Below are 13,273 nucleotides of genomic sequence, written 5' to 3'. Positions count from 1 at the left end.
CATCGCGGTCAGCGCCAGTAGCTGCAGCAGGTGATTCTGCAACACGTCGCGGGCCGCGCCGGTGGCGTTGTAGAACGCCGCCCGGCCGCCGATGCCGACGTCCTCGGCCATCGTGATCTGCACCGAGTCGACGTAGTTGGCGTTCCACACCGGCTCGAACCACAGGTTGGCGAAGCGCAGCGCGAGCAGGTTCTGCACCGTCTCCTTACCGAGGTAGTGATCGATCCGGTAGACGTCGCGCGGCGGGAACACGCTGTCCACCAGGCCGTTGAGCTCGAGCGCGGACGGCAGGTCATGGCCGAACGGCTTTTCGACCACCACCCGCCGCCAGCCGCCGGCATGCTCGGCGTCGGCGAGCTTGGTGCGCTCCATCTGCTTGAGCACGTCCGGGAACAGCTTCGGCGGGATCGACAGGTAGAACGCGGCATTGCCCTGGATGCCGTGCGAGTTGCGGACGTCGTCCATCTCCTTGCACAGCTGGTCGAATGCGGCGTCGTCGTCGAACGAACCCTCGACGAAACGGGTGTTGCTGGCCAGCCGACGCCAGACTTCCTCACTCCAGTCGGTCCGTGCGCCGTCCTTCGCGCATTTGCGGGCGAGCGTCTCGAACGACCCGCCGCCCGGCCAATCGGCCTTCGAGAAACCGATCATCACGAAGTCAGTGGGCAGCAGGCCACGGTTCGCGAGGTCGTAGATGGCCGGGATGAGCTTCTTGCGGGACAGATCGCCGCCGATCCCGAAGATGACCAGGACGCACGGCTCAGGCACCCGCGGCAGTCGACGGTCCGACGGGTCGCGCAGCGGATTGCTGCCGTCGGCACCCAACTCGCCTATCCGCGTACCCACCGAGGCGGGCGTCCCGGCGTACACCTCGTCCGCGCGGCGGTCGGCCTCGAGAACGTCGGAGTGGGCCTGGATGCCCTGACGGGTCGTATCCGTTGCGTCTCCCGTCGACGCGTGTGGACCCTGTGTCTCGGTCATCGAGCTCCTTCGGACCCGCGCGGGGGCAGCGTCACTTGTCGCTGGACTTGAGCTGCTTGTCCACCGTCTCGCTCAACTGCTTGTAGGAGTCCTCGAACTTCTGCACGCCCTCGTTCTCCAGCACCTCGATGACGTCGTCGTACTCGATGCCGAAACCCGACAGGTCGTCGAGCACCTTGCGTGCGACGTCGTACGTGCCCTCGATCGTGTCGCCGGTGATCTGCCCATGATCGGCGACGGCGTCGAGAGTTGCCTCGGGCATGGTGTTGACCGTGCCGGGCGCGACCAGGTCGGTGACGTACATGGTGTCGTCGTAGGCCGGGTCCTTGACGCCGGTCGATGCCCAGAGCGGGCGCTGCGGGTTCGCGCCCGCCTCGGCCAGCGCCTTCCACCGGTCCGAGGCGATGACCTTCTCGTACCGTTCGTAGGCCAGCTGCGCGTTGGCGACGGCAGCCTTGCCCCGCAGCGCCTTCGCCTCGTCCGAGCCGATCTTGTCCAACCGCTGGTCGATCTCGGTGTCGACGCGGGAAACGAAGAACGACGCCACTGACTGAATCTTCGACAGGTCGTGGCCGTCCTCCTTCGCCTGCTCCAGGCCGGTCAGGTACGCGTCCATCACCGCGTCGTAGCGGTCCAGGCCGAAGATCAGCGTGACGTTCACGCTGATGCCGGCGGCCGTGGTCTTCGCGATCGACGGCAGGCCCTCCTGGGTCGCTGGGATCTTGATCAGCGCGTTGGGCCGGTCGACGAGCCACCACAGTGCCTTGGCCTCGGCGGTGGTGCGGTCGCTGTCGTGCGCCAGCCGGGGGTCGACCTCGATGGAAACGCGACCGTCTAGGCCGTCGGTGCGGTCGTACACCGGGCGCAGGACGTCGCACGCCCAGCGGATGTCGAAGGCCATGAAGTAGCGGATGGCCTCGTCGGTGTCGGTCTGGCGCAGCGCGAGGTCGCGCGCCTGCTCGTCGTAGGCGTCGCCCTTCTCCAGTGCCTTTGCGAAGATCGTCGGGTTGCTGGTGACGCCGACGACGTGCTTGTCGTCGATCAGTTGCTGCAGGTTGCCAGAGCGCAGCCGCTCACGGCTGATGTCATCCAGCCAGACGGACACGCCTGCGTCGGACAGCTTCGCCAATGCGTCGCTCATGTTTATCTCCTTCTGCTCGCGCCGGCGGTGCCGACGTCGAATCGGGTCAGGCCACGCCGGCTTTCTGCATGGATGCGTGCGCGGCTGCGACCACCCGGTCGGTGGTGAAGCCGTATTGCTCGTAGACGACGTCGCCGGGGGCGCTGGCGCCGAACTTCTCGACCGAGATGGACTCGCCCGCGTCGCCGATCCAGCTGCGCCAGCCGAAGCTGACCGCTGCCTCAATGCTGACGCGCGCCCTGATCTCCGGCGGCAGGATCTCCTGCTGGTAGGACGGCGGCTGCGTCTCGAACCACTCCCAGCACGGCATGGACACCACGCGGGTGGGCGTGCCGGTGTCCTCCAGCGCCGTACGCGCGGCGAGGGCGAGGGAGACCTCGGAACCGGTGGCAATGAGGATCACCTCGGCACGCCCTTCGGACGCTTCCTCCAGGACGTAGGCGCCACGATTCGCGTCGCCGGTCTTCGCCGGGTCGAGCACGGGCAGGTCCTGCCGGGACAGGGCGAACCCGGCCGGCCGATCGAAATTCTCCAGCACCTGCCGCCAGCACACTGCGGTTTCGTTGGCATCGGCCGGTCGCACGACGTCGAGGCCCGGGATCGCGCGCAGTGCCGCGAGATGCTCGACCGGCTGGTGCGTCGGCCCGTCACCGCCGACCCCGATCGAGTCATGCGTCCAGACGAAGATGGACGGCAACTTCATCAGCGCGGCCAGGCGCACGGGCGGGCGCATGTAGTCGCTGAACACGAGGAAGGTGCCGCCGTAGGGCCGGGTGCCGCCGTGCACCGCGATGCCGTTGAGGATGGCGCCCATCGCGTGTTCACGGATGCCGAAGTGCAGCGTGCGGCCGTACGGGCCGCCCGGCCACATCTTCGTCTGATGCTCGGCCGGGACGAAGCTGGGCTGGCCGTCCATGGTGGTGTTGTTGCTGCCGGCCAGATCCGCGGAGCCGCCCCACAGCTCGGGCAGCACGTCGGCCAGCCCGGTCAGCACCTGGCCCCCCGCCTTGCGGGTCGAGATCTTATTGGGCTTGCCGTCCTTCTCCGCCGGGAAGCTGACGAGCGCTTCGGTCCAGCCGTCGGGCAGCGTGTGGTCCTTGAGCCGGTCGTGCAGCTGCGCGGCGGACGGGTTGGCGGCGGCCCACGCGTCGTAGGCCTCCTGCCACTTCGCGTGAGCGTCGCGGCTGCGGTCGATGACCTGGCGGGTGTGGCCGAGAACGTCGTCGGTGACGTGGAAGCTGACGTCCGTCGGGAAGCCGAGAATCTTCTTCGTCTTGGCGACCTCGTCGGCGCCCAACGCGGAGCCGTGCGCCTTGCCGGTGTTCTGCAGGGTCGGCGCCGGCCAGCCGATGATCGTGTGCACCACGATGAACGACGGGCGGTCGGTGACGTTCTTCGCACGGTTGATGGCGCGCTCGAGAGCGCTGACGTCCTCGCCGGAGTCGACGTGCTGGACGTGCCAGCCGTAGGCCTCGTACCGCTTGGCGACGTTCTCGCTGAACGCGATCGCGGTGTCGTCCTCGATGGAGATGTGGTTGTCGTCGTAGAAGACGATCAGGTTGCCGAGCTGCTGGTGGGCAGCCAGGGACGACGCTTCCGAGGTGACGCCCTCTTCCATGCACCCGTCGCCGGCGATCACGTAGATGTGGTGGTCGAACGGCGACTCACCCGGCGCGGCGTCCGGATCGAACAGGCCGCGCTCGCGGCGGGCCGCCATGGCCATGCCCACGCCGTTGGCGACCCCCTGACCGAGCGGGCCGGTGGTGATCTCGACGCCGGCGGTGTGGTGATATTCGGGATGGCCCGGCGTGCGCGACTCCCACATCCGCAGCGACTCCAGATCACCGAGCTCCAGGCCGTAGCCGGACAGGTAGAGCTGGCAGTACTGGGTCAGCGACGCGTGTCCGTTGGACATGATGAAGCGGTCGCGGCCCGCCCACTCGGGGTCGGTGGGGTCGAGTCGCATGATCCGCTGGTAGAGCAGATACGCGAGCGGCGCCAAGCTCATCGCGGTGCCGGGGTGACCGTCGCCGGCCTTCTGCACGGCGTCGGCGGCGAGCAGCCGGGCGGTGTCCACCGCCTGGGTGTCGAGGTCGGTCCACCAGCCCGGATGGGCGGTGTGCACGTCGTCGGCGGTCTTGCCAGAGTCGCTCACCGAAGATCGGATCCTTTCGAGATCGAGGTGGCTGCGGCCGGCGACCGGCCGCGCGGTCCGGGTTGGTCCTACCCACTGCCAGCGTAGCCACACCGCAGGGACCGGAAACGATTTCGATCTCGGTTGGCGTTGCGTGCGTGCAGGCCTGCGAACGGCTGAGCCTGGCTGCGCGACGCGCGCGCCCGGCGGATACCCTGACGCCGTGACACAGACCCCGGTCGCGCAGGTGCGCACCCCGGCGCCGCAGCCGGCCGAACGGGTCACGGAGCAGTCGACGGAAACCGCCCGGCGCCCCGCGCGCAGGCACGGCATCGTCGCGTCGTACATCGCGCTGACCAAGCCGCGCATCATCGAGCTGCTGCTCGTCACCACCCTGCCGTCGATGATCCTCGCGGCCGGCGGGCTGCCGGCGTGGACGACCGTGCTCGCGACGATGATCGGCGGCACGCTGGCCGCCGGCAGCGCCAACGCCCTCAACTGTTATGTCGACCGCGACATCGACGCCGTGATGCGCCGCACCGGTCATCGGCCGCTGGCGCGCCACGACGTATCGCCCCGGGGTGCACTCGTGTTCGGCGTGCTGCTCGGCGTGGTGTCCGTCGCGATGATGGCGGTGGCGACCAACTGGCTGGCCGCGGTGTTGACCGTGGCGGCCATCGCCTTCTACGTCGTCGTCTACACGATGGTGCTCAAACGCCGGACGGCGCAGAACATCGTGTGGGGCGGTGCCGCCGGCTGCATGCCGGTGCTGATCGGCTGGTCCGCGGTCACCGGCTCGCTGGCCTGGGCCCCGCTGGCACTGTTCGGCGTCGTGTTCTTCTGGACGCCGCCGCACTTCTGGGCGCTCGCGATCCGATACCGCGAGGACTATGCGCGCGCCGGCGTTCCGATGCTGCCCGTGGTGGCCGCGCCGCAACGCGTGTCCCGGCAGATCGTCGCCTATGCCTGGCTGACCGTCGCCGCGTCACTGGTGCTGTGGCCGCTCGCCACCGGTTGGGTGTACGGCCTGCTCGCAGCGATCGCCGGCGCGGTGCTCGTGGTGGCGGCCCACCGGCTGCACGTACGGACCCGGCAGGGTGCGAACGCGAAGGCGGCGATGGCGCTGTTCCACCTGTCCAACAGCTACCTCGCGTTCGTGTTCGTCGCGGTCGCCGTGGACGTGTTCGTCCGCTAGCTCGCTCGGGTCACCCGGCGCGCGAGTGCCTGCGCGGCATAGCCGGCGACGATCAACAGGAACGCCCGCAGGTCGGCGTCGAGGACCCGGGGTCGGGACCACGCCAGGCACAGCGTGCCGATCGCCTGTCCCTCGACGACCAGCGGCAGATGGGCGAGCGCGGACGTACCGGCGGTCTGCATGTGGTCGGCGAGCCCGGGGAAGGCCGCCTCGGCAGCGGCGCGGTCCTCGTGGAAGTAGGCAGCGTTATTCAGGAAGGCCGCACCCACCGGCACCACCCGGGTGAGGTCGAAGGTCGACCAGTCACGCTTGGTCGGGGCCGGCAGCGGATCGAGGCTCAGGTAGCTCATCGTCGCGCCGGTGGCGTCGGGCAGCGCGATGCCGGAGAAAACGGCGTCCACGTGCCCGCGCACGGTCCGCGTGACGGCTTCGGCGATCTCGTCGGCGGACGCCGCGCGGCTCAGCGATTCCACGATGCGCAGCAGGGCCTGCGAACGTCCGAGCGCGCTCTGCAGGGATGTGACGAGCGGCGCGTCGGCCGCCGCGCGGAAGGGCTCGGTGCCCGACGGCCGAGCGACCACGAACCACGTCGTGGTCACCTCGGCGCGACGGGTCACGCCCCACTCACTCGTGAGCTGGTCCAGGATGCCGACGCCCCGCCCGTGATTGGCGTCGAGATCGGCCAGCGCGCGGTCCGCGTGTGCGTGAGTGGGGTTGCCGGATCGGTTGTCCTCGAGCACGTGCACCGAGACGTCCTCGTCGGTGACCGCGATCTGCAGTCCGGCGCGGGCGCTCGTCGAGTGCCGGATCACGTTGGTGACGAGTTCGCTCACCAGCAGCTCGGCGTCCTCGGTCGTACCGGCGTCGACGCCGGCGGTGCGCAGTGTGCGGCGCAGGTGCGCGCGGGCCGCGGACACCTCCGCGGGATGCGCGGCGAGCCACAGCGTGCCGCTTGCCGGCCGCGCGGCGGCGTTGCTATCGCGCGAGGCAGGGGAGTACGGCACGTGTGGAACCTTTCGTCGATGCGTGACCGGGTGTTCGTTCCCTGTTTATTTGATCAGTAAACAATTAGGATATCGATCTATCGCCGGCTGCAACGGGCAGCCGCGTCACACAGAGAGCCGGCCCGATGCCTGACCCGCCCGCCCCGGACCGGTCGGCCGCCGAGCGCCGATCGGTGGCCGCAGCGGCCGTGCGCGACCTGATCCTGTCCGGCGAGGCCTTCCGGGCCGCCGTGGCCACCGCGATGGGAACCGGCGTGCGCGAGACCGAGGCGATCAGCTATCTGCGCGTTCGCGGATCGTTGAGCCAGCTCGACCTCGCGCGTGAGCTGCACCTGTCACCGGCCTCGGTCACTGCGCTGGTCGACCGCCTGGAACGCCAAGGTCTGGCGCAGCGGTCGACGTCGCCGGCCGACCGTCGGGTGACGCTCGTCGGGCTCACCGACCAGGCAGTGGACGCCGCGGCCCGCATCTGGGACGTGCTGCTCGAGGTCGTGGCAACCACTCCCGGGTGCGATACCGATCAGACGGTCGACGTACTGCACGCCCTCGCGGCACAGCTGCGCATCCTTGCCCCGGACCGATAACCGCGGGCCAGTACTGCCGCCGGCGACCGCGGGTCAGCCGGCCGGGATCGAGATGGTCAGCGAGGTCGTCCTGGTCACCCGGATCGTGACACCGTCCTGTTTCTCCGATCCCGTCACCTCAAGCGTTCCGCGGGTGAAGTTGGCGGGCACCTCGAAGACGTCGTCGACCCGGCCCGCCGAGGCCACGTTGCGTGCGCCCGCGACACGACCGTCCGGCAGCCTGAGCCGGAGCAGTTGCGGGTCGAAGCCGTACCGCGACGAGGAACCCTTGCGGGTGTAGCTCAGCCCGACCGACAGCAGGCCGTTGGCGGTGCTGTGGGCGTGCACGTTCGTGTGCGTCGGCACCCAGAAGTCCAGCGACGCGAGCGCGGCCTGCCCGTGCAGGGTCAGGCTGCCGTGCGCGCCCTTCTCGGACAGCTTGACGGGCACGCTGAACGATCGGAACAGGAAGGCCGAGGTGTGCAGACGGCGGACCACCGCGAGGTTGCCCGGCCCCGGCTTGCCGTCCGGCAGCGACAGCGACTGTGTGTAACCGTCGGCGGCAAGGGTGAGCGCCGCGCCGGCGGACGGCACGACGGCCACGATCCACTGGTCCTCGCCCGTGACGTCGGGCAGCGCGCGTGGTGCGGACCCCGGGACGGTCAGCGTCGCCTTGTCCGTCGCTGCGTCGGAGACGTCACCACCGCCGTAGCGCACCCGGAAGGCGACGAGCTGCTTGCCCGACGGCGCGGAGCGGGCGGCGTCGCCGGTGCCGTAGCGCGGGACGGTCCCTGCGGCGAGCAGCGTGACCCGGGTGCGCTGCGCGCCCATGACGGCGCCGGTGAGGGTCTTCGGCGCCGACGTCGACCCGAGCTCAGCGGCTGTCAGCGTGTCGGCAGCCGCGGCCGGCGGCGCCGGGACCTTGAGGCCGCCGGCCCCGCTCGGGGCGCTCTGGCCGTCCGGCCGGGCGAGCTTCGTGTCCGAGCTGACCGCGACGGGGTCGGCGTCCGTGAGAGACGAGCTGGGCGCAAGCTTGGCCTGGCCGCCCTTCGTCGAGGTCTGGGTCAACGGCACCGGTAAATACTGCCGCGCCGGGTCACCGTCGACGAACAACACGGGCCCGCACCGCAGGGCGGACTCGACGTCTGTCGCCTTCGCGCCTGAGTGGGCCTTCTTCGGCTGCGCGAAATAGCACCGGGTGTTGCCGTTCTTGGCGCCGTGCCGCTTGCTGACCAGAGCGGTGAGCGTCGCCTCGCCCTTGTGCAGCACCGTGTCCGGAGACGACACGGGCTTGCCGTGGTAGGTGAATTTCGGGTCGTCGCCGGACACTGCAAAGAAGGTGATCAAGCCGGCCGCGACGACGAGGACGGCGACCAGCGCGATGAGCAGCGGGGTACGGCGGCGGCGCCGGGTCGGCACGCCGGGCTGGGCGTACGCGCCGCCGGGAGCCCCGGGAGCGCCGAACTGGCCGTACTGCGGCCGGGCCTGCTGCTGATCCTGGGTCGGGTAGTAGGCCGCCGGCGCCTGCGGACCGAACTGCTGGCCACCGGGTTGGCCGCCACCGAACTGCTGGCCACCGGGTTGGCCGCCACCGAACTGCTGGCCGTCTCGGTAGACACCCGGGCTGCCGAACTGGGCGCCGGGCGGCGCGGCGCTGAACTGGGCGCCGGCGGGCCGGCCCCCGGGCTGTTCGGCCTGCTGCCAGGTCGGCGCAGGGGGCTGCGGCCCGTTCGACGGCTGCGCGGGCGGCGGCTCGGGCGGCTGCTGGGACCCGGCTCCCACGCTCGCGGCCGACGCGCTTGCGCCCTGCGCCGCGACACCCTGACCGTCGCCGCGCTGACCGTCTCCGCCCTGACCGTTCGCGCCTGGACCGGCGGCCTCAGCGTCCCCGGCTCGCGCCGCCGGCTGCGTGTGCGCCGTCCAAGCCTGCCCATCAAAGTACCTGAGCACGTTCGGATCCCGCGTGTCGCGATACCAGCCCGCGTCTGCCATGGTCGCCTCCGTCCGGTTGACGTGCAGATGATCACACGCGGATGCCCGATCCGTCAGTAGGTGAGCGGCGACCGGTGCCGTCCGTAGGATCGTTTCGTGTCAGATGTGGTGCTTGCGACGTGTATGAATCTGCCTTCCGGTCACGAGGACGACGCGGGACTGGTGGCCGAACTCGCGCGGCACGACGTCCGGGCCCGGTGGGTGCCGTGGACGGGCTGGGAGCCCGTGGCCGGTGACCCGCTGGTCGTCCTGCGCTCGACGTGGGACTACACGTCGCAGCGTGCCGACTTCCTGCAGTGGGTGAACTCGCTGTCGCGGGTGGCGAATCCTGCTGACGTCGTCGGCTGGAACACCGACAAGACCTACCTCCGCGATCTCGCGACCGCGGGCGTGCCGACGGTGCCCACCGTGTTCGCCGAGCCCGGTGCGCAGGTCACTGTTCCGGATGCGCCGGAGATCGTCGTCAAACCGTCCGTCGGCGCCGGCTCGCGCGGGGCCGGCCGCTTCGCTCGCAGTGCTGCCGATGCGGCGGTCGCCCATGCGCAGGAGCTGCAACGTGCCGGGCGTACCGCGATGATCCAGCCGTACCTCGAGGGCGTCGACGCCGACGGCGAGACCGCACTGCTCTACTTCGACGGCCGGTTCAGCCATGCGATCCGCAAGGGTCCGATGCTGCCCGCGGACACCGCGCACGCGCTGCACAGCTACGAGTCGTTCGTGCCGGAGACCATCAGCGCGCGTGCTCCGGACGCAGCACAGCTCGATGTCGGGGCGGCCGTCATCGGCGCATTACGCGACCGCTTCGGCGCCGCCCCGCTCTACGCGCGGATCGACCTGCTGCCGGGCGCGGCCGGCCCGGTCGTCGTCGAGGTTGAGCTCACCGAGCCGTCCCTCTTCTTCGGCCACGCCAAGCCGGCCGACGACGGCAGCACGGCGCTGTCCACGTTCGCTGCGGCGATCGCGGCCCGCGCGTGACGAGCGCTCCGGCCCCCACGCCGGGTGCGCCGTCCGCAGCGGCGCCGATCCCGCCGGTCGCCGCCGAGCGGATCGCCGCCCTGCGCCGGATGAAGGTCACTGCGAGTGCCCTGCTGGTGGTGGCGGCCGCGATCTACGTCGTGTGCCGCACCGTCGGGCACGGCCACGGCGGCTGGGGCTACCTGCAAGCTGCGGCCGAGGCGTCCATGGTCGGTGGGCTCGCCGACTGGTTCGCCGTCACCGCGCTGTTCCGGCACCCGCTGCGGCTGCCGATCCCGCACACCGCGATCATCCCCAGCAAGAAGGACCAGATCGGCGAGGGCCTGGCCGGCTTCGTCCAGCAGTACTTCCTGACCACGGAGATCGTCAGCGAGCGGGTGGCCGCCGCTCGCGTGCCGCAGCGGGTGGGTGAGTGGCTGGCCGATCCCGCGCACGCGAAGCGCATGGCGCAGGAACTGAGCAATGTCATCAGCGGCACGGCGACGGTGCTGCGCGACGACGAGCTGCGCGACTCGGTCGCGGGCTTCGCGGATCGGCGGCTGCGCGAGTCGGACATCTCGCCGCTGCTCGCGCGGATCATCGACGCGCTCTGCGACGCGGGGCAGCACCAGGCGGCGCTGAGTACGGTGCTGCGCGGCACGCGCACGTTCCTTGAGCAGAACCAAACCGTGTTCCGCGAACGGCTGGCCGAGGAGAGCCCGGAATGGGTCCCCGTCTGGGTCGACGACCGGATGTTCGCCAAGGGCTACAGCGTGCTGCAGCGATTGCTCGCCGACGTGATCGCCGACGACGACCACGCGCTGCGCCGCGGCTTCGACACGCAGCTGCGCGAGTTCGCGCAGCGCTTGCGTGACGATCCGGACCAGCGCGCGCGGGTGGAGGCGGCCAAGCTGCAACTGCTCGACCACCCCAGTGTGCGCGACTACCTGGCCAATCTGTGGGGGACGGTCAAGCAACTGGTGCTCGAGGGCGCCGCCGATCCGGACTCGGACCTGCGCCGCTCCGCCGAGGCGCTCGCCGTGCGCGCCGGCGAGGTGTTGCGCGACGACCCCACCGTCGGCGCGAAGGTCGACGAAGCGCTGCAGCGACTCACCGGCCACGTCGTGACCCACTACGCGGACGACCTGACCGGCGTCATCTCCACCACGGTCGCCCGCTGGGACACCCAGGAGACGAGCCGCCGCCTCGAGCTGCAGGTGGGCCGGGATCTGCAGTTCATCCGGATCAACGGCACCGTGGTCGGCGCCCTTGCCGGGCTGGTGATCTACGCGATCAGCCAGCTGTTCTGAGCGGTCGCGCTGCCGCGGGCATCAGCCAGGCCAACTGCAGCGCCGCCAACCACACGAGGCAGGCGCCGAACATGTGCAACCCCACGAGTAGTGGCGGCACGTGCAGGAAGTACTGCGTGTAACCGATCACGCCCTGCGCGAGTTCGACGCCGAGCAGTACCGCCGCCGCCCGTCGCGCGGCGGGGGCTGCGCCCAGCGCGTACAGCAGGGCGAGCACGCCGACCGTCAACCCGACCAGCACCCACACGGAATCGGCGTGCAGCTGTGCCATCGACGACACCTGCAGGCCGGTGCGGTGCACGGTGCCGTCGGCGGACTTGTCGCCGGCGTGCGGTCCGCTGCCGGTGACGACGGTGCCGATGACGAGCGTGGCCGCCGCGACGGCGAGCACGGCGCGCACCAGCAGCACGGCGCCGGGCGCGGCCGCAGCGCGGGCCGGGGCGTCGGTGTCGCGCAGCCGCGACCACAGCACGAACGTCACGGCGATGATCGCCATCGATAGCAGGAAATGCCCGGCGACGAGCCACGGGTTGAGGTGGGTGAGCACGGTCAGGCCGCCGAGCACCGCCTGCGCGGGGACGCCGAGCGCTGCCCCCGTGGCCAGGGCGCGCTCGCGCCGGCGCGCCATCGCGACGAGCCAGGTGGCGACGGCGATAACCGCGAGCACGATCGTCAGCTGCCGGTTGGTGAATTCGATGATGCCGTGCACCGCGTACTGCTTCGTCGGCGTCAGGGACGAGTCGGTGCAGCGCGGCCAGGTGGGGCAGCCCAGACCGGAATCGGACAGGCGTACCGCTCCGCCGGTGACGACGATGGCCACATTGGCGACCACCGAGGCCAGCGCGAGCCGGCGTAGCGCCGCCGCCGTTTGCAACCATCCGGGCAGCCAGCGCACTCGGGTGCCGGTCGGCGCTTCGGCCGCCGGGGGCGGGCGAAGCGCTGCGCGGGTCACGCCATGATTCTAGGCGCGGGCACCGGGCCGCCGGTTCGCCGTCACTCCTCCGGCCTGCGTCGTCTTGGTACCGCGCCGACGCGGTGAGACAGCCGTTCCAGCCGCGCCCGGGCGGTACCAGGAATCGCCGGGTCCAGACGACGGCGACCGGACGGTCACTCCCAGCGGAACCAGCGGGCCGCGGCCGGCACCGCGACCGCCGCCCACACCAGCAGCGTCAGCGTGTCGCGCACGGGCAGGCCTGCGCCGTGCTGCCACACCGCGTGCAGGCCGTCGGACAGCGCTGCCGACGGCAGGTACTGGAGCACGTCCCGCGCTGCGCCGCCGAAGCGGTCCAGCGGGATCGCGATCCCGCCGGCGAACAGCAGCACCAGCCACACGAGGTTGGCAGCGGCGAGCGTGATCTCCGCGCGCAGCGTGCCCGCGATCAGCAGCCCGAGGCCGCCGAACGCCACGGTGCCGACCACCACCAGCAGCAGCGCCGCGAACGGGTTGCCGTGCGGCTGCCACTGCAACAGGTAGGCGAACCCGCAGATCAGCGCCAGCTGCACGATCTCCAGCAGCAGCACGGCAAGTGTCTTGCCGAGGATCAGCACCGAGCGCGGCAGCGCCGTGGCGCCGAGGCGCTTGAGCACGGCGTACTTGCGCTCGAAACCGGTGCCGATCGCCAGCCCGGTGAACGCCGCGGACATCACCGCCAGCGTGACGATGCTCGGGGCCACGAAATCGATGCGCCGAGGCGTGCCGAGCGAGTAGAGCAGCGGCAGGTTGAAGAAGAACAGCAGCAGGATCGGGATCAGCAAGGTCAACCCGACCTGCTCGCCGTTGCGCAGCAACAGCTTGAACTCCATCACCGTCTGCGCGCGCAGCATCTGACCGCGCGAAGCCGCCGCCGGTTCCGGCGTGAAGGTCGGCGCGTCGCTCACGATCTCTCGATTCGCTCCGCGAGCGTCGCTCACGATCTCTCGATTCGCTCCGCGAGCGTCGCTCATGATCTCTCGATTCGCTCCGCGAGCGTCGCTCATGATCTCTCGATTCGCTCCGCGA

Annotated in this window: 11 protein-coding genes and 1 pseudogene; 4 read left to right on the top strand and 8 right to left on the bottom strand. The window is 70.6% G+C overall.

Annotated elements, in window-relative coordinates; translation table 11 throughout:
- From ACFFCN_RS07195 to tkt, 3 genes are all read right to left on the bottom strand, one after another.
- On the bottom strand, positions 1-981 hold a 981-nt coding region (locus ACFFCN_RS07195), incomplete at its 3' end, for a glucose-6-phosphate dehydrogenase (protein ID WP_375490456.1).
- Positions 982-1,012: 31 nt separating this feature from the next.
- Positions 1,013-2,122 carry a transaldolase gene (tal, locus tag ACFFCN_RS07190; protein ID WP_375490455.1) on the bottom strand — a complete coding sequence of 370 codons (1,110 nt, stop codon included), beginning with the start codon at positions 2,120-2,122 and terminating at the stop codon, positions 1,013-1,015.
- 46 nt (positions 2,123-2,168) lie between these two features.
- The gene (gene tkt, locus ACFFCN_RS07185; RefSeq protein WP_375490454.1) at positions 2,169-4,277 is read right to left on the bottom strand and encodes a transketolase; all 2,109 of its coding nucleotides are present in this window, start codon (positions 4,275-4,277) and stop codon (positions 2,169-2,171) included.
- Positions 4,278-4,503: 226 nt separating this feature from the next.
- On the opposite strand from tkt, the gene ACFFCN_RS07180 reads away from it, so the two are divergent.
- Positions 4,504-5,451, top strand: coding sequence for a heme o synthase (locus ACFFCN_RS07180; protein ID WP_375490462.1), 948 nt, complete (start codon positions 4,504-4,506; stop codon positions 5,449-5,451).
- On the opposite strand, the gene ACFFCN_RS07175 is transcribed toward ACFFCN_RS07180, so the two are convergent.
- The gene (locus ACFFCN_RS07175) at positions 5,448-6,455 is read right to left on the bottom strand and encodes an ATP-binding protein (RefSeq protein ID WP_375490453.1); all 1,008 of its coding nucleotides are present in this window, start codon (positions 6,453-6,455) and stop codon (positions 5,448-5,450) included. The two genes, ACFFCN_RS07180 and ACFFCN_RS07175, sit on opposite strands and share 4 nt — an antisense overlap.
- A 125-nt stretch (positions 6,456-6,580) precedes the next feature.
- Here ACFFCN_RS07175 and ACFFCN_RS07170 point away from each other — a divergent pair, with 125 nt between their 5' ends.
- Positions 6,581-7,039, top strand: a complete 459-nt coding sequence (locus ACFFCN_RS07170; protein ID WP_375490452.1) for a MarR family winged helix-turn-helix transcriptional regulator — start codon at positions 6,581-6,583, stop codon at positions 7,037-7,039.
- Between the two features lie 33 nt (positions 7,040-7,072).
- Here ACFFCN_RS07170 and ACFFCN_RS07165 read toward each other — a convergent pair whose 3' ends face one another.
- Both ACFFCN_RS07165 and ACFFCN_RS07160 read right to left on the bottom strand, forming a co-directional pair.
- On the bottom strand, positions 7,073-8,800 hold the full coding sequence (locus ACFFCN_RS07165) for a hypothetical protein (protein ID WP_375490463.1): 1,728 nt from the start codon (positions 8,798-8,800) through the stop codon (positions 7,073-7,075).
- Positions 8,801-8,917: 117 nt separating this feature from the next.
- Positions 8,918-9,010 (bottom strand): annotated as a pseudogene (locus ACFFCN_RS07160) (DUF2510 domain-containing protein); the annotation flags it as partial.
- Positions 9,011-9,133: 123 nt separating this feature from the next.
- On the opposite strand from ACFFCN_RS07160, the gene ACFFCN_RS07155 reads away from it, so the two are divergent.
- Positions 9,134-9,985: a RimK family alpha-L-glutamate ligase gene (locus ACFFCN_RS07155; RefSeq protein WP_375490451.1), complete on the top strand. Its 852-nt coding sequence runs from the start codon at positions 9,134-9,136 to the stop codon at positions 9,983-9,985.
- Positions 9,982-11,274 (top strand): DUF445 domain-containing protein, encoded by a 1,293-nt coding sequence (locus tag ACFFCN_RS07150; RefSeq protein ID WP_375490450.1) that lies wholly within the window; start codon positions 9,982-9,984, stop codon positions 11,272-11,274. Before ACFFCN_RS07155 ends, ACFFCN_RS07150 begins: the two co-directional genes overlap by 4 nt.
- Here the strand turns inward: ACFFCN_RS07150 and ACFFCN_RS07145 are convergent.
- Positions 11,258-12,226, bottom strand: a complete 969-nt coding sequence (locus ACFFCN_RS07145; protein WP_375490449.1) for a heme A synthase — start codon at positions 12,224-12,226, stop codon at positions 11,258-11,260. The two genes, ACFFCN_RS07150 and ACFFCN_RS07145, sit on opposite strands and share 17 nt — an antisense overlap.
- Positions 12,227-12,381: 155 nt before the next feature.
- Positions 12,382-13,152 carry an ABC transporter permease gene (locus ACFFCN_RS07140; protein WP_375490448.1) on the bottom strand — a complete coding sequence of 257 codons (771 nt, stop codon included), beginning with the start codon at positions 13,150-13,152 and terminating at the stop codon, positions 12,382-12,384.
- Between the last annotated feature and the right edge of the window lie 121 nt (positions 13,153-13,273).

The organism is uncultured Jatrophihabitans sp. (assembly GCF_964246335.1).
Taxonomy (GTDB): domain Bacteria; phylum Actinomycetota; class Actinomycetes; order Mycobacteriales; family Jatrophihabitantaceae; genus Jatrophihabitans.
Note: the sequence above shows the minus strand (reverse complement) of the source record. Positions and strands in the feature narration are given on the sequence as shown.